A 22,993-nucleotide genomic window follows, 5' to 3' on the forward strand; every position below is an offset into this window, starting at 1 on the left:
TTCTGTTAACCCTAACGGATAGTTAAAACGCGCCGACTCGGAAGCCGGAGACCATCGAATGACAGTCGAACTCATCGAGAGAGAACTGAAGACCACACTGCCGGTTCATCTGGTGGCGAAGGATAGACTGGATACAGCAGGGCTTGCCTCCTCCTCGCTCGCCTGGGCCAAGGCCAACGGCTTTTCCGGTCAGGCCGGGAGGACGCTGATCCTGCCCGACGAAAGCGGCGCGCTTACCGGAGCCCTGTTCGGCACGGGCGACGGCGAAGGCGCGCTTGCCATCGGCGCACTGGCGAGAGCCTTGCCCGAAGGCGACTGGCATTTCGCCTCCACACTGGCCGAGCCGGAAATCGCGGCGATCGCTTTGGCGCTCGGCGGCTATGTCTTCACCCGCTACGGCAAAAAGCCTGGCAAGACGCTGCGTTTTTCGCTGCCGCCCGGCGCTGAAGGGGCTTATGTTCGCCGCATCGTCGATGGTGTTTTCCTGACGCGCGATCTGGTCAACACGCCGACCAGCGACATGGGACCTGACGAGTTGGAGAATGCAGTTCGGGCGCTTGCGGGGACCTACGACGCCGAAGTGTCGGTGACCAAGGGCGACGACCTGCTCAAGAAGAATTTCCCGATGATCCATGCGGTCGGCCGCGCTTCCGTCGGCGCACCGCGGCTGATCGACCTGATTTGGGGACCGAAGAACGGCCCGAAGGTGACGCTGGTCGGCAAGGGCGTCTGCTTCGACACCGGTGGTCTCGACATCAAGCCGTCCTCGGGCATGCTCTTGATGAAGAAGGACATGGGTGGCGCGGCCAACGTATTGGGCCTCGCCTCGATGATCATGGCCGCCGGGTTGAAGGTCCGGCTGCGTGTGCTGATCCCGGCGGTCGAAAATTCGATTGCCGGCAACGCCTTCCGGCCCGGCGACGTGCTGGTGAGCCGCAAGGGCATCACCGTCGAGATCGGCAACACCGACGCCGAAGGACGGCTGGTGCTGGCGGACGCCTTGGCACTGGCAGACGACGACGAGCCGCAGCTGCTGATCGACATGGCGACCTTGACCGGGGCTGCTCGCGTCGCGCTCGGACCCGATCTGCCGCCGTTCTACACCGGCGATGAAGCGCTGGCCTCCGACCTCGCTGCGGCCTCCGTCGCAGTCGAGGATCCTCTGTGGCGCATGCCGCTGTGGAAACCCTATGCCGCAAAGCTGTCGTCGAAGATCGCCGACATCAACAATGTCACGTCAGACAGTTTCGCCGGCTCGATCACCGCGGCGCTTTTCCTCAAGCGCTTCGTCGAGAAGACCGCCGCCTGGGCGCATTTCGACATCTTCGCCTGGAACCCGTCCGATCGTCCGTACGGTCTCGCCGGCGGCGAGGCGCAAGGCATCCGCGCGCTGGAAAGGGTCATCTCGAAACGCTACGCCTGACGCTGCGGTGCAGGACATGCTCGTGACTGAAACGGAACCGAAACAATTTGCCGTCATTCTGGCCGGATGTCGATTTCGATGCGCCCGAGTCAGGCCTTGCGACTGTGGCAGCAGGTGATGCTGTATCAGGTGCGCGACGACGCGCCGGACCTCACCATGCGCCAGACGGCGATCCTGTTCACGATCTATCTCGATCCACCGCCGCATACGGTGCGCGGGCTCGCCGCCCGGCTCAATGTCACCAAGCCGGTGATCACCCGGGCGCTCGACACGATGGGCGCAATGAAGCTGGTTTCGCGCCATCGCGATGAGCTCGACAAGCGCAACGTGCTGGTCAAGCGAACCGTAGAAGGTGCTCTCTTTGTCGAGCGCTTCGGCGATGTTATCATCGCCAGGGCCCAGGAATTGCCCATCTAGAGCAGGATCCCGAACCGCTGGTCAGCGAAGCAAAGCAGCACCGTTTTCGGAAGGGATCATGCTCCAACACCAAGCCAGAGCCGAGTTGCCGATTTGACCGCCAGGGATGCCCGCCTTCACGCCTTCCGTTCCGATCTCGCCGATATCAGGCTGAAAGGCGAGGTCGCCGCCGATCGCTTCGTCGCCGGGCGGCCAGCGCGGATTTCAGCCGCAGTGGCCGACATCCGCAAAGCGCCGCGGCCGGATGCCGGCGTCAACACGCAGCTTCTGTTCGGTGATGACGTCCTCGTCTTCGAAGATGCCGAAGGCTGGGCCTGGATCCAGTCGGAGCGCGACGGCTATGTCGGCTATGTCGCCGACACCGTGCTGGGCGGACGGGACCATGCGCCCACCCATGTCGTCTCGGTGCCGCGAACCTTCCTCTATCCGGGACCGGATTTGCGGCTTCCGCTGAGCGGGCAACTTTCGATGGGATCGGCGGTGACGGTGACCGGCGCAGCCGAAACGCGCGGCACGCATTATGCGCTGCTGCCGTCCGGCGAGGCTATCATATCAGGCCATCTCAGGCCTCTGGGAGAGCCGGCTACCGACTATGTCGCTGTCGCGGAGGCTTTTCTCGGCACGCCCTATCTGTGGGGCGGCGCCTCAGGCTTCGGCATCGATTGTTCCGGTCTCGTGCAATTGGCGATGCACATGGCCGGCAGGCAAGTGCTGCGCGATTCCGATATGCAGGCGGCGACCATCGGCGAGCCGCTCGACCCGGGTCCGGACTTTGCCGGGTTGCGGCGCGGCGACCTGGTGTTCTGGAAAGGCCATGTCGCTGTCATGACCGACCCAAAAACGATGATCCACGCCAACGGCCACACCATGCTGGTCTCGCGTGAAGGGTTCAGGCAAGCCGTCGCCCGCATCGGCTATCTCTATGGCGGTCCAACAGGGTTTCGGCGGCCGTGAATGAAACCGCTTACCTTCTCCCCTTACGAGGGGAGATCAGCAGTTCCGCCGATAGCGCCTCTTTTTCGAGGTTGGCGATTTGGCGAAATCAAAGGTGACGGCCGATCTCCCCCCAAGTGGGGGAGATGTCCGGCAGGACAGAGGGGGGCGCCGTAGAGCGCCAACCTCAATTGGGACCGAGCATTGACGATGCCTCACACGCCACTGCCTCCGCGAAATCGCGCAAATGCCAAGTCGATGCGCAAGGCGATGACCGACGCCGAACTGAAGCTTTGGAACGAGCTTCGCGCGCATCGGTTGATGGGGCTTGGCTTCCGGAGACAATTTCCGATCGCCGGTTACATCGTCGACTTCGCTTGCCCGGACAAGAAGCCCATCGTCGAAGTCGATGGTTCGCAGCATGCCGACGCCAATGCAGGCGACGAGGCGAGGACAAAGCGTCTGGAACGGGATGGCTGGACCATCCTGCGCTTCTGGAACGACGACATCATTTGTGACATCGACAATGTCTGCCAGCAAATCGTCATCGAGGCGGGGCTCGCCGGCGCGACTTGATACGCCGGCGGGACAGCGCCCTGGACAGCGCCCCCCTCTGTCCTGCCGGACATCTCCCCCACAAGGGGGGAGATTGGCCGTCATTGGCGGTTTCGCCAATCTTAATCCTTCATGCGCAACCCCTCACACCGGTCGCGCTTCTTCGCGTGCGAAGGCCTCCTTGTGGGGGAGAAGGAAAAACCGCACTCGATCACCCTTTGTTCCGATTCTTCTTGGCGATTGCGCGGCGCCGCGCTACCTCTGGCGGGTGACAGAGCAGCCGCGCCTCGCCGAACAGAATGCCGCCGTGCGCTTGCCCGAGCCATTCCTCAAATGGTTTGCGCAAAGAGGCTGGTCGCCGCGCGCCCACCAGATGGAATTGCTGGCGACTGCCCAGGCCGGGCAATCGGTCCTGCTGATCGCACCGACCGGCGCCGGCAAGACGCTGGCCGGGTTTCTGCCTTCACTAACCGAGCTGGCCGGGCGGCCAGGGAGAAGACCGGGGCAGGCGCGTCGCGGCATTCACACGCTGTACATCTCGCCGCTGAAAGCGCTGGCCGTCGACATCGAGCGCAATCTCGGCAAGCCGGTGGAAGAGATCGGTCTATCGCTCACCATCGAGACGCGCACCGGCGACACGCCCGCGCACAAGCGCCAGCGGCAGAAGCTGGCCCCGCCCGACATCCTCCTGACCACGCCCGAGCAACTGGCGCTGCTGATTGCTGCGCCCGACGCCAGGCGCTTCTTCGAGGATCTGCGCTATGTCGTGCTTGACGAACTGCATTCTTTGGTGACGTCGAAGCGCGGGCATCTCCTGTCGCTCGGGCTGGCCCGGCTGCGATCCCTTGTTCCCGGCTTGCAGACGATCGGCCTGTCGGCGACGGTCGCCGAGCCGGACGAATTGCGGCGCTGGCTGGTCAGCCAGAACCCACCGGGCGGCATGGCCGAATTGATCGTCGTCACTGGCGGCGCCAAGCCAGAGATCTCCATTCTTGACTCGGAAGAGCATGTTCCTTGGGCCGGACATTCGGCCCGCTACGCGACACCGGAGATCTATAGCGAGATCAAGCGACACAAGACGACCCTGCTGTTCGTCAACACACGCAGCCAGGCCGAGCTGTTGTTTCAGGAATTGTGGCGGGTCAATGAGGACACTTTGCCGATCGCGCTGCATCACGGCTCGCTCGACGTCGCCCAGCGCCGGCGCGTCGAAAAAGCCATGGGCGAGAATGCCTTGCGTGCCATCGTCGCCACGTCGACGCTCGACCTCGGCATCGACTGGGGCGACGTCGACCTGGTCGTGCATGTCGGCGCGCCGAAGGGCGCGAGCCGGCTGGCGCAGCGCATTGGCCGCGCCAACCACCGCATGGATGAGCCGTCGAAGGCGATCCTGATTCCGGCCAACCGGTTCGAGGTGCTGGAATGCCGGGCGGCGCTCGACGCCAATTATCTCGGTGCCCAGGACACGCCGCCGCTGGTCAATGGCGGGCTCGATGTGCTGGCGCAGCATGTCTTGGGTTGCGCCTGCGGCGCGCCTTTTCATGCCGATGACCTGTTCGAGGAAGTGCGAACCGCCGCGCCCTATGCCAGTCTTGATCGGCTGACGTTCGATCGTGTCGTCGACTTCGTCGCCACCGGCGGATATGCGCTGAAGAACTACGAGCGCTACGCTCGCATCCGCCTGAACAAGGACGGGCTGTGGCGCGTGTCCAATCCTCGGATCGCCCAGCAGTACCGGCTGAATGTCGGCACCATCATCGAGGTGCCGGCGCTCAACGTGCGTTATATCAAGGCCGGCAGCAAAGGCTCTGCCTCGCGCGGCGGCCGGGTTCTTGGCAAGATCGAGGAGGCGTTCCTCGAAACGCTGACGCATGGCGATACCTTCATGTTCGCCGGCAAGGTGCTGCGCTTCGGGGGCATCCGCGACAATGAATGCTTCGTGTCGAATGCGCCCGGCAGCGACGCCAAGGTGCCCTATTATGGCGGCGGCAAATTCCCGCTTTCGACTTACCTCGCCGAACAGGTCCGCATCATGCTGGACGACCCGCAGCGCTGGAAGAAGCTGCCGGAACAGGTCGCCGACTGGCTACGCTTCCAGGCCGACAAATCGGTGCTGCCGAAACGCGACGACCTGCTGATCGAGACCTTTCCGCGCGGCAACCGCTACTATCTCGTGGCCTACCCGTTCGAGGGCAGGCTGGCGCACCAGACGCTCGGCATGCTGCTTACCCGCCGCCTCGACAGGGCGGGAGCCAGGCCGCTCGGCTTCGTCGCCACCGACTATGCGCTTGCCATATGGTCGCTGGCCGATATGGGCAGGATGTTGCGGGCGAAGAAACCGTCGCTGGCCGCGCTTCTCGACCAGGACATGCTGGGCGACGATCTCGAAGCCTGGCTGGCCGACAGCTGGCTCTTGAAGCGCACTTTCCGCAATTGCGCGCTCATCTCCGGACTGATCGAAAAACGTCATCCCGGCCAGGAGAAGAGCGGCCGTCAGGTCACCGTCTCGACCGACCTTATTTACGACGTTCTGCGCAGCCATGAGCCCGACCACATCCTGCTGCAGGCGACGCGTGCCGACGCGGCCACGGGTCTGCTGGATGTCAGCAGACTTGCCGAGATGCTCTCGCGTATCCAGGGACGAATCGTGCATAAGCATCTTGAGCAGATTTCGCCGCTCGCCGTGCCGATCATGCTCGAGATCGGCAAGATGCCGGTGCATGGCGAGGCCGATGATACGCTGCTGATGGATGCGGCAACGCTGGTCGAGGAGGCCATGGGGACGAAATGACATTCGCACTCGCCATGACTGCGCTCCTGGCGGATGCCGATCCTATCGGCATCGCCGGCGAGCGTGCGATCTGCGATCGGCGCGGCGTGCTTTATTTTCCCGAGCTTCGGCTTCTGGCCGTGTCCGACCTGCATCTGGAAAAGGGTTCGTCGCTGGCACGGCGCGGTACATTGATCCCGCCTTATGATACCGGTGCGACGTTGCTGCGATTGCAGGCGGTGATTGCCGATTATCAGCCGGCGATCGTCATCAGCCTCGGCGACAGCTTTCATGACGGCGGCGGCGCGGCGCGCATGCATGCAAGCTTTCGCGAACGCCTGGAAGCGCTGATGGCCGGCCGCGACTGGTTCTGGGTTGCCGGCAACCATGATCCTGATGCGCCGGCCGCCCTGCCCGGCGAGACGGTGCGCGAACTGGCCATAGGCTCTCTCGTATTCCGGCACCAGCCTTCGGCGGTGAGAGTGGAAGGCGAGGTATCAGGTCATCTTCACCCTTGCGCCCGCATCGTGCAGCAAGGCCGCTCGGTGCGACGGCGCTGCTTTGCCGGCGACGGCGGCCGCATGGTCATGCCGGCCTTTGGCGCCTATACCGGCTCCCTCAATGTGCTCGACCGCGCCTATGCCGGGCTGTTCCGTCGCGAAACGCTGATGGCCTATATGCTCGGCACGGAGCGCATCTTCGCCATTTCCCACGCGATGCTGCGACCAGGCTGAGCTGCTCTACCGGCCATAGTAGAGGGTGACGGTGTGTTTCGCTTCGGCGAAGAACAGCCAGCGTTCGACCAGCATGCCGGCGAATTGGGCTGATGTGGCGAGTGCCGACAGCACCGCCGCATAGGGCCATGGCAAGCCGAACGCGGCAATCAGCAGCGAGACGGGCAGAGCGAAGGCCAGCAGTTGCGTGATCTGGCGCAGCCGCGCCTTGTGCTTGCGCGCGATGCGAAAGCCCATCTCCTTGAGCAGGTAGTTTTCCTCGGTGTGCGGCCATTCCAGCGACCGCACCGTACCGCCGGCAAGTCCGGTCGCGGTGTTGGCGTTGGTCGGGATTTCCAGCCTGTCATTGTAGCGCCAATTTGCCAGTTTCCAGCCCCAGCCGAGCAAGGTCAGCAGCACGCAACCTGCCAGAACGATAGTCGAGCCGAGGGCGAAAGCCTGCAGCAACGCGTTGAGAAGCACGCTGCCGCTCATCGCCGAAAAGATCAGGTAGCCGGGCAAAGTGAAGCGGCTGTGCCACTGGGCGATCGGCTTCAGCGAGGCGTAGATCATGCCCGTGGTGCAGACGGTGGCGACCGCGCCGACCGCAGCCAGCAGCCCGGCGACGGCGACCCAGCCGTTTGTGCGGCCGAGGAACACCCAGCCGACGGCGAACAATCCTGCCGGCACGAAGGTCGCGACCGAGGCAAGGCCTTCGCGCGACAGCCATGAACTGTGCCATTGCGAGAACGCTCGCCAGGCGCGTTCTGGTCGGCCGAGATGGCCGGCCGACGACAACAGGCCGGCCGAGATCAGGCCGAGAGCCAGCCCCATGCCGACGAGACCGAGCCAGAAGTCAGGCGGGACAAATCCTTGACCGGCCAGCACGCCGAGAAGCGCAAGCAGGCCGTAACCGGCGCCCGTGGCAGTGGTGAAGAAGACGACGGAGAAGGCTGGATGCATGGATGCTGATCAATGCGAAAGCATGCGGTCGACCCAGCCGAGGAAACCGCCTTCGGCCCGCACCGGTTCGAGCGGCGGCGCCGGCACCGATACGGCGCGCTGCGTGTGGGCGCGCGGCGGCAAATATTTGTTGGTCGGCTGATAGCCGAGTTCGGGCATCAGGTCGACACCCCCGCGCTCGGCCACCAGTTGCGAGATCGCCGATGCCGGGTCGCCGAGATCGCCAAAGTGCCGCGCGCTGGTTGGGCAGGCGGCGACGCAGGCCGGCACGCGGTCTTCTTCCGCCAGATTGTCGTTGTAGATGCGGTCGACGCACAGCGTGCACTTTTTCATCACGCCGACATCGGTATCGAATTCGCGCGCGCCATAAGGGCAGGCCCAGCTGCATAATTTGCAGCCGATGCACTTGTCTTCGTCGACCAGCACGATGCCGTCCGAGGCCCGTTTGTAGGAGGCGCCGGTCGGGCAGACGGTGACGCAGGCCGGTGTTTCGCAATGCAGGCAGGAGCGTGGGAAATTGACCGTGCGCCCACCCATCTCCGTCAGGTGCTCATAGCTGTGCACGCGGTTGAACCAGACCCCGTCGGCATCGCCGCCATAGGGATCGATGTCGGTCAGCGGCGCCATGTGGCCGCCGGTGTTCCATTCCTTGCAGGCGGTAACGCAGGCCTGGCAACCGACGCAGGTGTCGAGGTCGATGACCAGGCCGAGCTTCTTGTCGGTATGGGCGGGAAGGCAGGTCATGATCTGGAAGCCTCTCTTGCCCGGCGAAACTCGGCGCCGAAACTGAGCTTGTCGGGCGAGGGCTCGAAATGCGGCGGCTGCCGGAAGCGCTCGAACTGCGGCTCGGTGAAGCCGGCTTCTTCAGCCGCGCATTTGACGATACGGACGCGCAGATCGAACCATGCCGCCTGGCCGGTGACCGGATCGGAATTCGAGTAGCGCTTGCCGTTGGCATCGGCAGAAGTCTGGTCGCCGATGATATGGTTGAGCAGAAAGCCGCGGTTGGATTCGGCCGCGTCGTCCTTTAGCCCCCAGCTGCCTCGCCGCTTGCCGATCGCGTTCCAGGTCCACACCGTGTCCACGTTGACCCCGTCGACCAGCTTGATCTGTCCCTTGACCCTGCCGTTGATGCTCTCGATCCACACCCAGTCGTCATCGACAAGGCCGAGGCCGGCGGCGGTTTGGCTGTGCACGAACAGCCGGTTCTGGCTGGTGATCTGCCTGAGCCAGGCATTCTGCGAGCCCCAGGAATGATACATGTGCATCGGCCGCTGCGTCAGCGCGTGCAGCTTGTATTTCTCGAGGTCGACAGCCGCCTCCTCGAAGGGCGTGTACCAGAACGGCAGCGGGTCCATATAGGTCTCGATGCGGCTGCGCTCCGCCTCCGGCGGCAGCACCCTCCCATGGCCGCGCGCGGCGAGGCGAAACCGCTGCATCGGCTCGGAATAGAGCTGGAACACGATCGGCTCGGCCTTCGGGATAAAACCCATAGTCTCGGCGAAGTCGAGGTACGAGCGGTTGGCCATCTTGTAGTAGCGCTGGTCGACCGCAAAATCGTGGTGCCAGAAGCCGCCATTGTCGATGTAGCGCTGAAGCTGGTCGGGATTGGGTTCGCCCTTGCCGATCGAAGTTCCGTCCTTGCCGCGCCAGCCGGCGAGCGGGCCGATGCCCGGCGTGCGCTCATGATTGACGATGTAATCGGCATAGTCGCGGTATTTGGCCGAGCCGTCGTCGTCGACAAAGCCGGGCAGGCCGAGCCGCGCGCCGAGCTCGATCAGCACCGTCTGGAACGGGCGGACGTCGCGGTTCGGCTCGACGACGGGATGGCGGATGGCGTCACCCGGTCCATCGGCATGGCTGATCGGCCGGTCGAGCAGGCTGATGCAGTCATGACGCTCGAGATAGGTGGTGTCGGGAAGCACGAGATCGGCGAACGGCACGGTCTCGGAATAATAGGCGTCGGAATAGATGATGAACGGGATCCTGTACTCGCCTGACGCATCCATATCGGTCAGCATCGCCATCGTCTCGACGGTATTCATCGACGAGTTCCAGGCCATGTTGGACATGTACATCATCAGCGTATCGATCCTGTAGGGATCGCCGGCCCAGGCGTTACGGATGACCGTGTGCATGAGCCCGTGTGCTGCCAGCGGCGCATCCCAGGAATAGGCCTTGTCGATACGGATCGGCGTGCCGACGTCGTCGACCAGCAGATCGTCCGGTCCGCAGACGAAACCGAGCGGCATGCCTTCGAGCGGCGTCATCGGCCTGATGTCCTTGCCCGCCGGCTTCGGCCCCGGCGGCGCCGACCGCGGATAGGGCGGCTTGAAGCGAAATCCGCCGGGCACGTCCACCGTACCCAGGAGTACTTGCAGCAGGTGGATGGCGCGGCAGGTGTGAAAACCGTTCGAATGGGCCGAGATGCCGCGCATCGCGTGCATCGACACCGGCCGACCCTTGATCGTCTCGTGCTGGCGGCCGGCCCAGTCGGTCCACGCCACCGGCAGTTCGATCGCCTGCTCGAAGGCGACATGCGCCAGTTCGGCGGCGATGCGGCGGATGGTGTCGGCGGCAACGCCGCAACGTTCGGCGACCGCATCGGGAGAATAGCTCTCCTGCAGATAACGGTCGGCAACGAGCTGGAAGACCGGAACGCAGCGGCGGCCATCGACCTGGAAGTTGCCGGTCAGCGCCGGCTTTGCACCATTATCGGTGGCGCTGACGCAGACTTTAGCCAGCCTGTCCCAGGCCAGCGGATTGCCGCCACTGTCGCGCGTAAACAGCCCGTCATCGGCAGCATTCGGCTCCTGGATGACGAGGACATGGGCGTTGGTGTAGCGCAGCAAATAATCGAGATCGACGCGGCCGGCCTTCAGCAGCTCATGAATGAGAGCAAATACGAACAGGCCGTCGGTGCCGGGTCGGATGCCGATCCAGTCATCGGCAATGGCGTTGTAGCCGGTACGGCACGGGTTGATCGAGACCACCTTGGCGCCGCGCGCCTTGAGCTTGCCGAGGCCGATCTTGATCGGATTGGAATCATGGTCCTCGGCGACGCCGAACAGCATGAAGTATTTGGTGTTGTCCCAGTCGGGTTCGCCGAACTCCCAGAACGAGCCGCCGATCGTATAGAGCCCGCCGGCCGCCATGTTGACCGAGCAGAAGCCGCCATGGGCGGCGAAATTCGGCGTGCCGAACTGGCTCGCCCACCAGCCGGTCAACGATTGCGACTGGTCGCGCCCGGTGAAGAAGGCGAGTTTCTTCGGGTCGGTGCGGCGTATCCTTGAAAGCCGTTCCGTCGCGATGGAAAACGCTTCCTCCCACTCGATCTCGCGAAACTCTCCCGAGCCGCGCGGACCGCTGCGCAGCAATGGCTTCTTCAGCCTGGCCGGGCTGTAGTGCTGCATGATGCCGGCGCTGCCCTTGCCGCACAGCACGCCGCGATTGACCGGATGGTCCTTGTTGCCGTTGATGTAGCGGACCTTGCCGTCCTTGATGTGGACGTCGATGCCGCAGCGGCAGGCGCACATGTAGCAGGTGGTCTTGGCGATGCTGTCGGAGACGTCAGGCGAGGTATCGACGCCATCACCCTCGTCGGGCGCGCGGGTGTCGGCAAGCGACCGTTGGGACGGTGCGGAATTGGCGCCGCGCAGCGGTCCGTGGTTCATGTTCCGGCGCTTTTTCGGTCTGCGAATTTGGCTCTCGTCTTCGGCCCGGGGCCGCGCATGTAGTGTTCTTCCGGATGATAACGGTCGCCGGCAAGCCGACGCCGCAGACCGCGGGTCCAATGGGCAAACAAGGATTTGAACCGCCCGATCACTTTTCTACCCGTTGCAAGTTGGCCGCGATTTTTTTCCAACTCCGCCGGGAAAATTAGAACAAAGCAATCGATCCGTCTAACAATTTGCTCTTGTAATTCCAATCGAATATGTTTCTTAATCCTCCGCATGACCCTGGACCAACTGCGGATATTCGTTGCTGTCGCCGAACGGGGCCACATGACCAAGGCGGCCGAACTGCTGGGCATTTCCCAGTCGGCCGCCTCGGCCGCCATTCGCTCGCTCGAACAGCAGCATGGCGTCCAGCTGTTCAACCGGGTCGGTCGCAACATCGAGCTGGCGCAGACCGGGCGCAGGTTCCTGCCCGAGGCCAAGGCCGTGCTCGAACGGGCGGCTGCCGCCCACGACGTGCTGGAGCACGTCTCGCAGACGATCACCGGCAGCCTTTCCATCGCCGCCAGCCAGACCATCGCCAGCTATTGGCTGCCGCGCCGGCTGGCCTCCTTCCACGAGGCCTATCCCGCCGTCAGGCTGAGCGTGACCATCGGCAACACCAGACAGGTTGAGACCACCGTACTCGACGGTACGGCTGATTTTGGCCTGGTCGAGGGGCGCACTGAATCCGACATATTGCGGCGCGCCAAGGTCGATGTGGATCGCCTGATGCTGGTCGTGGCGCATTCGCATCCCGAGATCGCCGAAGTCTCGCGCGGCCATCCCGACATCAGGGAACTCCGCTGGATCATCAGGGAAGGCGGATCGGGCACGCGCGAGGTGCTGGAAGATCTTGCCCGCCGCGAAGGGATCTCGTTCGCGGACCTGCGGATATTCCTGGTGCTGCCAAGCAACGAGGCGGTCCGTCAGGCGGTCGAGGCCGGCGCCGGCGCCACCATCATTTCGGAGCTCGTCGTCGAACGCGCGGTTGCCGAAGGCAGCTTGCGGTCCGTGTCGATCGATCTGCCGAAGCGCGATTTCGCGATGATCACGCATCGTGACCGGCAGGCAAGTCTGGCCCAGATGGCGCTCAAGGCGCATCTGGGCGCGAAGGCCGGCGAGACCGTCCACGGGTAGACCGGGCAACCGAATTTTCGCTGCGCATCGAGTGCCAGCCCAAGCCCGACCGAGCCGAACATATCGCCTTCGATGACCGACGCCTGCGGCACCAAGGCCAATATCTGCTGCCTTGCCAGCGGGATGGCGGTCGATCCGCCGGTCAGGAACACCGCGGAGATGTCGGACGGTTTCACCTGCGCGTTGCGGATGGTCTCACCAACCGTCGCGGCAACCCGTTCGATATCCCTGGCGATCGTGTCGTCGAGCCCTGCGCGCGTAATTTCTGCCGCGAACTTCGCCCCGGGCAGCGCGACTACGACATCACCAGAAAATTGCTCCGTCAGCTCGATCTTGGCCCTCTCGACCAAAGCGGCCAGCGCGTGCCCGTAACGATGCTCGACGATGTGGATGAAGCGGTCGACCAGGTCGGCGCGGTCCGCCTCGTAGCGGATCTGGCGCAGATGCGTCATCGCGCGGGCGGTGTAGACCAGATTGATGCGCTGCCATGTCGCCAGGTCGATGAAGTAGCTGGCCGGCAAGTTGCGCTTGCCGTCCTTGGTCGGCGAGAGGTAGCCGAGTTGCGGCATCACGTGGGCGATGCTCAACAGCCGGTCGAAGTCGGTGCCGCCGATGTGGATGCCTCGGCTCGCCAGAATGTCGTCCTTGCGATCGAGGGAGCGGGCGCGCTGCGGCGAGACCCGCACGATCGAGAAGTCGGACGTGCCGCCGCCCATGTCGACGATCAGCGCCAGTTCTTCGCGCGTCACCTTCTGCTCGTAGTCGAGCGCCGCCGCGATCGGCTCGAACTGGAAAGCGATATGCTTGAAGCCCTGGGTGCGGGCCGCGTTTTCGAGTTCACCTTCGGCCTTGGCATCGGCCTCGGCATCGTCGTCGACGAACTGTACGGGACGACCGAGCACCACGCTCTCGACCACGTCGCCGGCATCCTCTTCCAGCCTTCTCCTGAGGTGACCGACGAACAAACCGATGATTTCGGTGAAGGCGATCGATCGGGTCTTGATGCGCGTCTTTTCATGGACCAGCGTACCGCCGAGTACGCTCTTCAGCGAGCGCATCAGGCGACCTTCGATACTGTCGGTATAGTTGGCGATGGCGCGGCGCCCAAAATAGGTGCGGTTGTCCTCGAAATTGAAGAACACCGCGCTGGGCAGCGTCACCTCGCCGTCTTCCAGCGCCACCAATCGCGGCTGCCCGTTCCTGATCACGCCGACGGTGGAATTCGAAGTGCCGAAGTCGATACCGCCGAATGCTGGTCGCATCGCAAAGCCCTGTATTTTTGATTTGGGGAGCGACAGCCGGTGTTCGGCCGGGCCGGGGTCGCGGTCTAACCCAGGAGCGTAGAAAGGGGAACCGCCTTTTGAAAGAGTTTAATCCTTCCGGAAGACGAGCCTTCCGAGCCAGCCTGTGAGCATGGCCAACGACACCGCGAAGACGCCATACAGGAAAGAATAATCGTGGGCGACGCGGAAGATCGACTGTTCGAAACCGGATTTGCGGATTTCGAGTTGGGCGGAGCTTTCCTTGATGAACAGGCCGCTCTTGAACAGGAACGCACGGGCCTTGTGGGTGCCGACCGGAACATTGGGGGCGAGCCTGACGGTGGCGCGGAACAGGTTCTGCGACAGGAACTGCACGCCGCCGACATTCACGCTGTAGAGGCCGGTAGCCGTCTTGCGCTCGCGCAGCGCCGCGGTGAATTCCTGGATGGTCGCCGGACTGTCGTCACCGTCGGCCGGCTGCATGTAGATGTTGGCGGCGCCGAGCGACAGTTGCTTGTAGCTGTTGGGGTCGGTGACGTCCTGCAGCGGGCGCGTCGTCGCCACCGAATAGGACACCGGCACATTCTTGAAGGTCTCGGACTCCAGATTGATCCAGATGCCGAGCACCCTGTCCTTGCGGCGCACGACGACCTTCCGGGCCGGACCCTCAAGCACGACGACGATGTCGTAGCGCCCTTGGCGGGCGACACGCGGGTCGGCATTTTCCAATGAGCCGAAGATGGTAAGGTCGGCGCCGGAAAACCCGGCGGTGATTGAGACATAGTCGGTGGACAGGCCGATCTGGATGTTTTCGGTAACCCGCGTCTGCGCTCTTGCCGGTGACGAGGCGGCGAACAGCGACAGCGAGGCAACGGCCAGGAACGCCCTAAAGCCCGCCATCAGGTCGGATCCACGCCGGACAGCGAATAGAGGCTGGGCGGCGTCACGAACAGATCGATGGCGAGCCGGAAGGCAACCGCCAGCACCAGCAGTGCGAGCAGCGCCCTGAGCTGCTCGCCGCGCAGCCTTTGGCCGGCCTTGGCGCCGTATTGCGCGCCGGCGACGCCGCCCGCCATCAACAGGAAGGCGAGCATGACGTCGACCGTCTGGTTGGTGGTGGCATGGACCAGCGTGGTGTAGGCCGAGGTGAAGATGATCTGGAATAGCGAGGTGCCGATGACGACGTTGGTCGGCACTTTCAAGAGATAGATCAGCGCCGGCACCATGATGAAGCCGCCACCGACGCCCATGATCGACGACAGGAAACCGATGCCGGCGCCGAGGCCGAGCACCGGGATGACGCTGACGAAAAGCTTCGAGGCCCTGAACCGCATCTTCAGCGGCAAGCGGTGGATCCAGTTGTGCTGGCCGGATTTCTTCAGCACCGGTGCCGCGCCGCTGCGCGTGGCGCGCAGCGCATTGACGCTCTCGACCAGCATCAGCCCGCCGACAGTGCCGAGCAGCACGACATAGAGCAGCGAGATGAACAGGTCGAGCTGGCCGAGCCGGCGCAAGAAGCCAAAGACAAAGATGCCGCCGGTCGAGCCGACGATGCCGCCGGCCAAAAGCACACCGCCGAGCTTGAAGTCGAGTGTGCCGCGCTTCACGTGCGACAACGCGCCGGAGAAGGAGGAGGCGATGACCTGGTTGGCGCCGGTGGCGACCGCGATCGCCGGCGGTATATTGTAGAAGATCAGCAGCGGCGTGATCAGGAAGCCGCCGCCCACTCCGAACATGCCCGAAAGGAAACCCACCGCCGCGCCCATGGCCAGCAGCACGAAGATGTTGACGGAAATTTCCGCGATCGGGAGATAGATGCCCACCCGTCAGTCTCGATCAGTTTGCCTCTCGACGAATGCAACCGTTGCGGGCATTCGGGCCAAAAAGCCTGTCTCGTTCTTGCGCCGGCCGGGCGGCGAAGTCAAACCTCGCCACGTCGCCGAAACAAAAAACAACTCAATCAGTTAACAGGCAAATGTGTGGCAAAGGCGTCGCGGAAACGACGCATCCGACGTTATTTGCGCGCAAGCAGCGCCTTGACCAGCTTTTCGTCGACCGTGCCGGTAGGCTTCAGGTCGTTGTCGGTCTGGAAAGCCATGATGGCATCCTTGGTTTTCTGGCCCATCACGCCGTCGTCATTGCCGGCCTCATAGCCGTTCTTGTTGAGAATGCGCTGGATGTTCTGAACGACCTTCTTCATGTCGACGCTGGCGGTCGTCTGCGGCGTGCCGTCCTGCCACGATTCGGGAATATCGGCCGAATTGGCCGCAGGATCGAGCGGCTTTGCCTTCCACAGCTCCGTGGCGGCGCGTGCGCGTTCGAGCTGCTCGGGCTTGAGCGCCTTGGCGATCTCGTCGCGCTTTGCCGCCGCATCCTTGTCGCCGGTCTTGGCGACGAGCGCGAACCATTTGTAGGACTCTTCGAGATTCTGCTTCATGCCGACGCCCTTCGCCGCCAGGATGCCGAGATTGAACTGGCTGTCCTTGACGCCGAGATCGGCGGCGGCCTGGAACCAGTGCGCGGCCGATTCATTGTCGGTCACGCCGTCCGCCGCCATGGCGAAGAGCACGGCGAGATTGTGCATGGCGCTGGCGTTGCCCTGCTCGGCGGCGAGCTGGTACCAGGTCTTCGCCTTCTTGACGTCGCGGGCGACGCCGGTGCCCTTCTCGTAGAAGTTGCCGATGCGGTATTCCGCCGGTGCGAAGCCGAGCTCGGCTGATTTCTCGTACCATTTGGCGGCCGCTGCCATGTCTTGCTTGACGCCGCGCGATTCGGCGTAACGCGAGCCGATCTCGAACAGTGCCTTGGCGTCGCCGCCGGCCGCTGCGTCACGCAAGGCAGCCGGGCCGGCATCGGCTGGAATGTCGATCTTGGCAGTGGCCGCTGCCGTCGAAGCATCCGCGGGTGTGACCGTGCCGGTCATGTCCCGGGTCGCGGGGGTGGCGTCCGGCTCCGTGGCCATTGGTTCGGCGTCCGCAGCCGTCGGGTCCGCAGGTGCCGAAGCTGTCGCATCTGCCGCCGCCGGATCGGGCGACGTCGTTGAAGCCATTGGTGCAGGAACAGGCTCGGCCGCGGACCCTGAGTCCATCGGCGTTTCGGCATCCGCCGATATTTCGTTATCCGACGGCGTGGCGATGCCGGCCTGCGCCGGCATGTCGTCCTCGGCTACCGATTCGGATGGCTCTGCCTGCCGGACGGCGTGGTCTGGTGCGCTATCCCCTGCGGTTTGTGCGTCCGTCTTCGGCTCGCTGACGGTACCGTTCGTTGCGGTTTCCGCTGGCTGCGCGGCCGCCATGGGCGCCGTATCGTTGCTGGCCATTTCGACCGGGTCGGAGACAAAGGCCTTGCCCAATTGCAGGCCGGCGAGCGCCAGCATGACCGCGGCGGCTGCCATCAGAATCGGCTTGCGTCGCGCCTTGAGCAAGTCGCCGATCCTGAGCGCCTTTACCGGCCCCCTCATCGTCGATTGCCGCTTGAGAGCGTCGGCCTCGGCAGCGGCCGCTTGCGCCGCGCGTCTGGCTGCGGCGATGAAGTCGGATTTCGATGCATCGGCATTGCCGGCCCTGACGGGCGGGCCGCGTTCGTCGCGCACGCGCTTCATGATGGCGTTGAGGTCAGGTGGGCCGGAGCCGGGCTCCAGCGGCCGGTTGGCGACCTTCGGGTCCAGCGGCTCGTCGAGATCGGCGATCGGTAACTCGACATCAGGCGCGGAGCCGGCAAGCGGTGGAACGATTGTCTCCTTCTTGGCCTTGAAGGCGCGCGCCAGTCCGCCGAGCATCGACTTCCGGGCGCCGGTCGGCTGGCTTTTTTCCGCCGTGTCCGAGCCAAGCGCCGCCATGGCCGCGGCCGCGGCGGCTTCGGCCGGCGTACGCGTGCCCAGGTCGCCACGCGTGCCCGGTTCGCCACGCGTGCCCGGTTCGCTACGCGAACCTGGTTCATCGCTGATCATGGCAGAGACATGGCTGTCGAGGTCGGCCAGGTCTTCCGTCAGCGGCAATGGCTGGTCGATGTCCATGGACGGCGCGTCACGTACGGCCATCTTTGACGATCGCACGCGGCGCCAGCTGTCCGGCTCGGCCGGTTGCGTATTCAGAAGTTCGCTCACAGCGTCGGTCGGCTCGTCGGTTTCCAGCGAGCCCAGCCGGTCGACGATTTTGAGCAGCGTGTCGTGGATGGCTTCGAAGGTCCTCGAATTGCGCTCGTCGGAACGGCGCGTCAGTGCTTCGAGCGTCTTCAGATCCTGGGCGAGGCCAGAGACGGCCGCCGTGTTGGCACTGGAGCCCGCCAACGAACGGACGGCGCTCTCGGCTGCCTCGCGCGCCGCGCTGAGGATGGAATCGCGGGTGCCAGCCAGCGACTTCTCGATTTCGTTGAGACGAGGGCTGATATCCTCCAATTCCGGCAGTGGCGCGCCGGGTTTCGAAAGATGCGCCGACAGGCCCGCGACCTGCGCTTCCAGGCTGCGGATCAGGGCCGGGTCGATGCCGGCGACTTGTGCCGCGGATGAATCCAGCCGGATTGAAATGTCTTCGAGCCGGCTTTCCAGGCCACGGATCGCCGCTTCACCTGCGTGATCGGGAACGCGAGTCTCCAGGCGCTTGGTCAGCGCGCTGAAGCGGGCGTCGAGGGCGTCCATGATGCCGGCCCCGTCGATCTGCGGCATGCGCTGGTCCAGCCTGTCGGCAACTTCGTCCAGCCGGCGCTCGAGATCGCGAAACAGCATGTTGCCTTGTTCGATCGCGTCGCCCTGGCGGCGCTCCATCATACCGGCCAGCACGTCGAAACGCTGTTCCAGCCCCTGGAAGATATAGTCGGCGTCCGGCATGGCAGGCGCCCGGTCGATCTTGTCGGCAATAAGCGCGATCTGCTTGTCGAGACGCTCCATCGCCTGCTCAGGCAAATTGGCCCGGCTGGCAAGATCGTCGATCCGGCTCGACAGCATGTTGAGGCGGTCGATAACCTCGCCGCTGGGGTGGACTTGCGTCACTTCCTCGATCTGTTCGGCAAGCGAGGCGATCCGCTTCTCGATACGCTCGAATGCTTCGGGGTCGAATGAATTGGCCTGCGCGGCGACGGTCGAGGCGACGATGGCGCGGGAAATCTCGTCCAGCCGCTCGTCGATCATTGCGAATGTGCTGCTGCCGAGACTGTCCTGCTGGCGGGCGAAATGATCGACCGCGCCGGCAAGCGTGCGGACCTTCTCTTCGAGCGAACGCAGCGACAGCGATTCCGGCAGATTGTTGACAGCATTGCTGATCTGTTCAAGCCGTTCGGTCAGCATCGAAAGACCGGGTGCGTCCGACCGCTGTCGCTGATCGGCATCGACACGATCCTCGAACGCGGTCCAGCGGCGGTCGAATTCGTCCCAGCGGCGGCCGACCGCCTGCACGCTCTCCTCGCGCGCCAATGTGTCGAGCGCGGCCTTGACCTGCTCCAGATCGAGCCGGAGCATGTTGACGCTTCTGTCGTCGCTCTTTTCGGCCAGGGACTGGATGGCGCCGGAAAGCCGCTCGAACTCGACGCCGAGTTCGGCGCTGCCTTTGCCTCCCGCCGATTGGCCACCCGGCTGGGTGCTTGCCTGGAAAGCCCGCTCGATGTCGTTGCGCAGCGCTTCGAATTCGCGCTGCAGGCCGGCGGTCATCTGGTGGCGCAGTTCCTCGCGCAGGCCGCGCAATTCGCCGGCGATCTTGCCGACCACGGCGACGCCGTCTTCTTGGCCGCGTACGCGGTCGATGTCGCGGGCGATCGCCTGGTAATTCTGGTCAAAGGCACCCGGCTCCGGGCTTTTCGGCGGCTGCGCCGGGCGCGGATCCTCATAGGGCCGGGCGCTGGCATAGCGCGGCTCCGCGCCCGGTCGGCGCAGATCGGGACGTTCGCTCAAGTCCTCGCGCGTCCGCTCCAGCCGCTGCTCCAGCGTTTCCAGGGAACGGTTGAGCTGTTCAAGCGTGGTGTACGGCCTACGCTGCCGGCCGGCGTTGAGTGTATCGAGATAGGACCGCTTGCTGTTCATCGATGCGCCCGTTCAGTTTCACTGCTGGCTTTGTGACCAGTGTTCCCAAAGTCCTGCCGGAAACGAAGGCCGCGCGGCTTTGCTGCGGTGGAAGACCAGCTTCCCGGGGTTCACCCCGCTCCGAAAAACCGTGAAAAAATTCGCTACAGGATAAACACGGGTAACCGACATGCGCACATTTCGCCCAACGTGGTAAACAACGCGTTAACCAAGCTTAAGAAGTTACAACGTTGTTGACGAGCGCCTGAAGCGCCGCCGGGCCATGCGCTGGCGGATGCGGCAAAAAGTTCCTCCCGCACGACGCCCCCTTGCTTCGTGAGGCGGCTATCGCTATAGAATTGACGTAAACGTAAGGGTGCAAGACTGTGCCGTTTGCGATTTGTTTGTTGAAACCACGAGTGGAAGCACGCCCCCGCTTCGACTCAGGCGACGCACGGTCCAGAACCGCGGCGCCACCAGATGGGGAAAGCCAGTGACCATGAAACTTGTTTCGCCCGGCGAAGCCGCGGCCAATACCAATGACATGTCCGATAAAGCCGGCGAGGATCTTGTCCGCATCGGCGAGATGGCCAAGAAATACGGAGTAACGCTGCGTACGCTGCGTTTCTACGAGGACAAGGGCCTTCTCAATCCGCAGCGCGACGGCTCTACCCGTCTCTACACGCGCCGCGACAAGGCGCGGCTGAAGCTGATCCTGCTCGGCCGCAAGGTCGGGTTCTCGCTGCGCGACGTCAAGCAGATGATGGATCTGTATGACCCAACCGGCTCCAACACCAAGCAGTTGCGGCTGACGCTCGACAAGTCGGAAAAGCAGCTTGCCCGTCTGCGGAAACAGCGGGCGCTGATCGACGATGCCATCAACGAGTTGAGCAACTCGATGGCGGCGGTGCGTCAGATGCTGAGCGAACGCTCGGCGCCGCAGGCCAGCGTCGCCGGATAATTCTTCGCCGGCTTCCGGTTAACGGCCTTATGGGAGAGAGCCGCGTGGGCCTTGGCTGCGCGGCTCTTTCTGTTGTCTTGCGGCTGCGTCGGGACGAATTTTTTTCAATCTGTTCGGACTGGCTACGGCCAGCGCCGTTACGCTTGTGAGCGAGCGGCGGGGATAATTTGTCGCATCAAAAAATTGACGTTTACGCAAACGTCAACGTTTGCTATTCCAACCTGAACATTGGTCCGCATGCCCCTCTGACTTCACATTGGGGATTCGGGGTCAAGGCCGCATGGTGGAGGAAACGCATGCCGATCTACAGGGCGCCGGTCCAGGACACGTTGTTTGTGCTGAACGAAATGCTGGGCTACCAGCGCTATTCCAATCTTCCCGGATTTTCCGACGCGACGCTGGACGTGGTCGAGGCCATCCTCGCGGAGGGCGCCAAGCTCGCTGAAAATGTCATGCAGCCGCTGAACCGCGTTGGCGACATGGAAGGCTGCGTGCGCCATGACGATGGCTCGGTGACGACGCCGGCAGGCTTCAAGGAGGCCTTCGACCAATATCGCGAGGGCGGCTGGATGGGATTAGCCGCACCTGTGGAGTTCGGTGGGCAGGGCCTGCCTTACGCGGTTCATACCGCGGTCGCCGAATATATGATTTCGGCCAACATGTCGCTGATGATGTATCCCGGCCTGACGCAGGGCGCGATCGCCGCGATCATTACCCACGGCACCGACGAGCAGAAGGCGATCTGGTTGCCGAAGCTGGTCGAAGGCGTCTGGACCGGCACCATGAACCTGACCGAGCCGCATTGCGGCACCGATCTCGGCCTGCTGCGCACCAAGGCGGTTCCCAACGGCGACGGCACCTACAGGATCTCAGGCCAGAAGATCTTCATATCGGCCGGTGAGCACGACATGTCGGACAACATCGTCCACCTGGTGCTGGCCCGCATCGAGGGCGCGCCGGAAGGCGTGAAGGGCATTTCGCTGTTCATCGTGCCGAAACTCAAGCTCGATGCATCAGGCAATCCTAGCGAGAAGAACACCGTCTCCTGCGGCTCGATCGAAGATAAGATGGGCATCCATGGCAATTCGACCTGCGTCATGAATTATGACGAGGCACAAGGCACGCTGCTTGGCGAGACGAATGGCGGGCTGAAAGCCATGTTCACGATGATGAATGAAGCGAGGCTCGGCGTCGGGCTGCAGGGGCTTTCTGTGTCGGAGGTCGCCTACCAGAACGCTGTGTCCTATGCCAAGGATCGCCTGCAGGGACGCTCGCTATCTGGGCCGAAGGCGCCGGACAAGAAGGCCGACCCGATCATCGTCCACCCCGATATCCGCCGCAGCCTGATGACCATGAAGGCCTTCAACGAGGCCGGCCGCGCACTGGCGCTGTGGACCGCGATCAAGTCCGATATCGCCCACCGCGCCAGTGACGACAAGGACCGCCAGGCCGCCGACGACTACACCGGCCTGATGACGCCGGTGGTCAAGGGCGTGCTCACCGACAAGGGTTTCGACCACGCGGTGATGGCGCAGCAAGTGTTCGGCGGGCACGGCTATATCGAAGAGCACGGCATGAGCCAGTTCGTGCGCGATGCCCGCATCGCCATGATCTATGAGGGTGCCAACGGCATCCAGGCGCTTGACCTCGTCGGCCGCAAGCTGGCCTTGAATGGCGGCCGCGCCGTGCAGGCGTTCTTCAAGGAGGTCGGCGAGTTCTGCGAGGAGAACCGCACTGACGAGAAGATGGCGCCCTTCACCAGGGCGCTGAAGAAGGGCCTCAACGATCTGCAGGCGGCGACGATGTGGCTGATGCAGAACGGCATGGCCAAGCCCGACAACGCCGGTGCCGCCTCGACCGATTACATGCATCTCTTCGGCCTGGTGGCGCTGGGCTACATGTGGGCGCAGATGGCCAAGGCAGCTGGGACGAAATTGGCGAATGGCGCCAATGGTTCTTCGGCCTTCTATGACAGCAAGCTGGTGACGGCGCGCTTCTTCATGGAGCGGATCATGCCGGAAACGTCGGCGCACCTCGCCCGCATCTCCAGCGGCGCGGACACGCTAATGGCGCTGCCGGCGGAAGCGTTCTAAGCTCGATTTTCCCTCCCCCTCGAGGGGAGGGTGGCCCGAAGGGCCGGGAGGATTCCAG

The 22,993-nt window shown here is 63.7% G+C and carries 15 protein-coding genes and 1 pseudogene; 9 read left to right on the forward strand and 7 right to left on the reverse strand.

Translation table 11 applies throughout. From position 1 onward, the window contains the following. Positions 1 to 58 precede the first annotated feature (58 nt). From BQ8794_RS12065 to pdeM, 6 genes are all read left to right on the forward strand, one after another. Positions 59 to 1,423 carry a leucyl aminopeptidase family protein gene (locus BQ8794_RS12065; RefSeq protein WP_077377332.1) on the forward strand — a complete coding sequence of 455 codons (1,365 nt, stop codon included), beginning with the start codon at positions 59 to 61 and terminating at the stop codon, positions 1,421 to 1,423. 66 nt (positions 1,424 to 1,489) lie between these two features. Next, positions 1,490 to 1,840 (forward strand): MarR family winged helix-turn-helix transcriptional regulator, encoded by a 351-nt coding sequence (locus BQ8794_RS12070; protein WP_023802155.1) that lies wholly within the window; start codon positions 1,490 to 1,492, stop codon positions 1,838 to 1,840. A 93-nt stretch (positions 1,841 to 1,933) separates the two neighbouring features. Beyond that, on the forward strand, positions 1,934 to 2,794 hold the full coding sequence (locus tag BQ8794_RS12075; protein ID WP_077377335.1) for a C40 family peptidase: 861 nt from the start codon (positions 1,934 to 1,936) through the stop codon (positions 2,792 to 2,794). A gap of 189 nt (positions 2,795 to 2,983) precedes the next feature. After that, complete coding sequence (locus BQ8794_RS12080) at positions 2,984 to 3,349, forward strand: endonuclease domain-containing protein (RefSeq protein ID WP_077377337.1); 366 nt, start codon at positions 2,984 to 2,986, stop codon at positions 3,347 to 3,349. Between the two features lie 247 nt (positions 3,350 to 3,596). After that, on the forward strand, positions 3,597 to 6,119 hold the full coding sequence (locus BQ8794_RS12085; RefSeq protein WP_077377340.1) for a ligase-associated DNA damage response DEXH box helicase: 2,523 nt from the start codon (positions 3,597 to 3,599) through the stop codon (positions 6,117 to 6,119). Beyond that, positions 6,116 to 6,832: a ligase-associated DNA damage response endonuclease PdeM gene (pdeM, locus tag BQ8794_RS12090; RefSeq protein WP_077377343.1), complete on the forward strand. Its 717-nt coding sequence runs from the start codon at positions 6,116 to 6,118 to the stop codon at positions 6,830 to 6,832. The genes BQ8794_RS12085 and pdeM overlap by 4 nt, the downstream gene beginning before the upstream one ends. A 6-nt stretch (positions 6,833 to 6,838) precedes the next feature. On the opposite strand, the gene BQ8794_RS12095 is transcribed toward pdeM, so the two are convergent. The 3 genes from BQ8794_RS12095 to BQ8794_RS12105 are packed head-to-tail and all read right to left on the reverse strand — an operon-like array spanning position 6,839 to position 11,448. Beyond that, positions 6,839 to 7,774 (reverse strand): dimethyl sulfoxide reductase anchor subunit family protein, encoded by a 936-nt coding sequence (locus BQ8794_RS12095; protein ID WP_077377346.1) that lies wholly within the window; start codon positions 7,772 to 7,774, stop codon positions 6,839 to 6,841. Between the two features lie 9 nt (positions 7,775 to 7,783). Next, positions 7,784 to 8,518 carry a 4Fe-4S dicluster domain-containing protein gene (locus BQ8794_RS12100; RefSeq protein WP_077377349.1) on the reverse strand — a complete coding sequence of 245 codons (735 nt, stop codon included), beginning with the start codon at positions 8,516 to 8,518 and terminating at the stop codon, positions 7,784 to 7,786. Further along, on the reverse strand, positions 8,515 to 11,448 hold the full coding sequence (locus tag BQ8794_RS12105; protein WP_077377352.1) for a molybdopterin oxidoreductase family protein: 2,934 nt from the start codon (positions 11,446 to 11,448) through the stop codon (positions 8,515 to 8,517). Before BQ8794_RS12105 ends, BQ8794_RS12100 begins: the two co-directional genes overlap by 4 nt. Positions 11,449 to 11,727: 279 nt before the next feature. Here BQ8794_RS12105 and BQ8794_RS12115 point away from each other — a divergent pair, with 279 nt between their 5' ends. Continuing rightward, positions 11,728 to 12,630 carry a LysR substrate-binding domain-containing protein gene (locus BQ8794_RS12115; protein ID WP_077377358.1) on the forward strand — a complete coding sequence of 301 codons (903 nt, stop codon included), beginning with the start codon at positions 11,728 to 11,730 and terminating at the stop codon, positions 12,628 to 12,630. Positions 12,631 to 12,638: 8 nt separating this feature from the next. On the opposite strand, the pseudogene BQ8794_RS12120 reads toward BQ8794_RS12115, so the two are convergent. From BQ8794_RS12120 to BQ8794_RS12135, 4 genes and pseudogenes are all read right to left on the reverse strand, one after another. Beyond that, a pseudogene (locus BQ8794_RS12120) lies at positions 12,639 to 13,892 on the reverse strand (Hsp70 family protein); the annotation flags it as partial. Positions 13,893 to 14,000: 108 nt separating this feature from the next. After that, positions 14,001 to 14,792: a TIGR02186 family protein gene (locus BQ8794_RS12125; RefSeq protein WP_077377361.1), complete on the reverse strand. Its 792-nt coding sequence runs from the start codon at positions 14,790 to 14,792 to the stop codon at positions 14,001 to 14,003. Then, positions 14,792 to 15,715: a sulfite exporter TauE/SafE family protein gene (locus BQ8794_RS12130; RefSeq protein WP_077377364.1), complete on the reverse strand. Its 924-nt coding sequence runs from the start codon at positions 15,713 to 15,715 to the stop codon at positions 14,792 to 14,794. The genes BQ8794_RS12125 and BQ8794_RS12130 overlap by 1 nt, the downstream gene beginning before the upstream one ends. Positions 15,716 to 15,906: 191 nt before the next feature. Next, on the reverse strand, positions 15,907 to 19,902 hold the full coding sequence (locus tag BQ8794_RS12135; protein ID WP_077377367.1) for a peptidoglycan-binding protein: 3,996 nt from the start codon (positions 19,900 to 19,902) through the stop codon (positions 15,907 to 15,909). Between the two features lie 478 nt (positions 19,903 to 20,380). Between BQ8794_RS12135 and BQ8794_RS12140 the strand changes: the two genes are divergently transcribed. Then, positions 20,381 to 20,842, forward strand: coding sequence for a MerR family transcriptional regulator (locus BQ8794_RS12140; protein WP_077377370.1), 462 nt, complete (start codon positions 20,381 to 20,383; stop codon positions 20,840 to 20,842). Positions 20,843 to 21,138: 296 nt separating this feature from the next. Further along, positions 21,139 to 22,935, forward strand: coding sequence for an acyl-CoA dehydrogenase (locus BQ8794_RS12145; RefSeq protein ID WP_077377373.1), 1,797 nt, complete (start codon positions 21,139 to 21,141; stop codon positions 22,933 to 22,935). Positions 22,936 to 22,993: the final 58 nt, after the last annotated feature.

Source organism: Mesorhizobium prunaredense, assembly GCF_900156895.1.
Lineage (GTDB): Bacteria > Pseudomonadota > Alphaproteobacteria > Rhizobiales > Rhizobiaceae > Mesorhizobium > Mesorhizobium prunaredense.

Coding starts and splice junctions, on each gene's coding strand:
- BQ8794_RS12065 (WP_077377332.1), top strand. CDS start 59: ATGACAGTCGAACTCATCGAGAGAGAACTGAAGACCACACTGCCGGTT.
- BQ8794_RS12070 (WP_023802155.1), top strand. CDS start 1,490: ATGTCGATTTCGATGCGCCCGAGTCAGGCCTTGCGACTGTGGCAGCAG.
- BQ8794_RS12080 (WP_077377337.1), top strand. CDS start 2,984: ATGCCTCACACGCCACTGCCTCCGCGAAATCGCGCAAATGCCAAGTCG.
- pdeM (WP_077377343.1), top strand. CDS start 6,116: ATGACATTCGCACTCGCCATGACTGCGCTCCTGGCGGATGCCGATCCT.
- BQ8794_RS12095 (WP_077377346.1), bottom strand. CDS start 7,774: ATGCATCCAGCCTTCTCCGTCGTCTTCTTCACCACTGCCACGGGCGCC.
- BQ8794_RS12100 (WP_077377349.1), bottom strand. CDS start 8,518: ATGACCTGCCTTCCCGCCCATACCGACAAGAAGCTCGGCCTGGTCATC.
- BQ8794_RS12105 (WP_077377352.1), bottom strand. CDS start 11,448: ATGAACCACGGACCGCTGCGCGGCGCCAATTCCGCACCGTCCCAACGG.
- BQ8794_RS12115 (WP_077377358.1), top strand. CDS start 11,728: ATGACCCTGGACCAACTGCGGATATTCGTTGCTGTCGCCGAACGGGGC.
- BQ8794_RS12125 (WP_077377361.1), bottom strand. CDS start 14,792: ATGGCGGGCTTTAGGGCGTTCCTGGCCGTTGCCTCGCTGTCGCTGTTC.
- BQ8794_RS12135 (WP_077377367.1), bottom strand. CDS start 19,902: ATGAACAGCAAGCGGTCCTATCTCGATACACTCAACGCCGGCCGGCAG.
- BQ8794_RS12140 (WP_077377370.1), top strand. CDS start 20,381: ATGAAACTTGTTTCGCCCGGCGAAGCCGCGGCCAATACCAATGACATG.
- BQ8794_RS12145 (WP_077377373.1), top strand. CDS start 21,139: ATGCCGATCTACAGGGCGCCGGTCCAGGACACGTTGTTTGTGCTGAAC.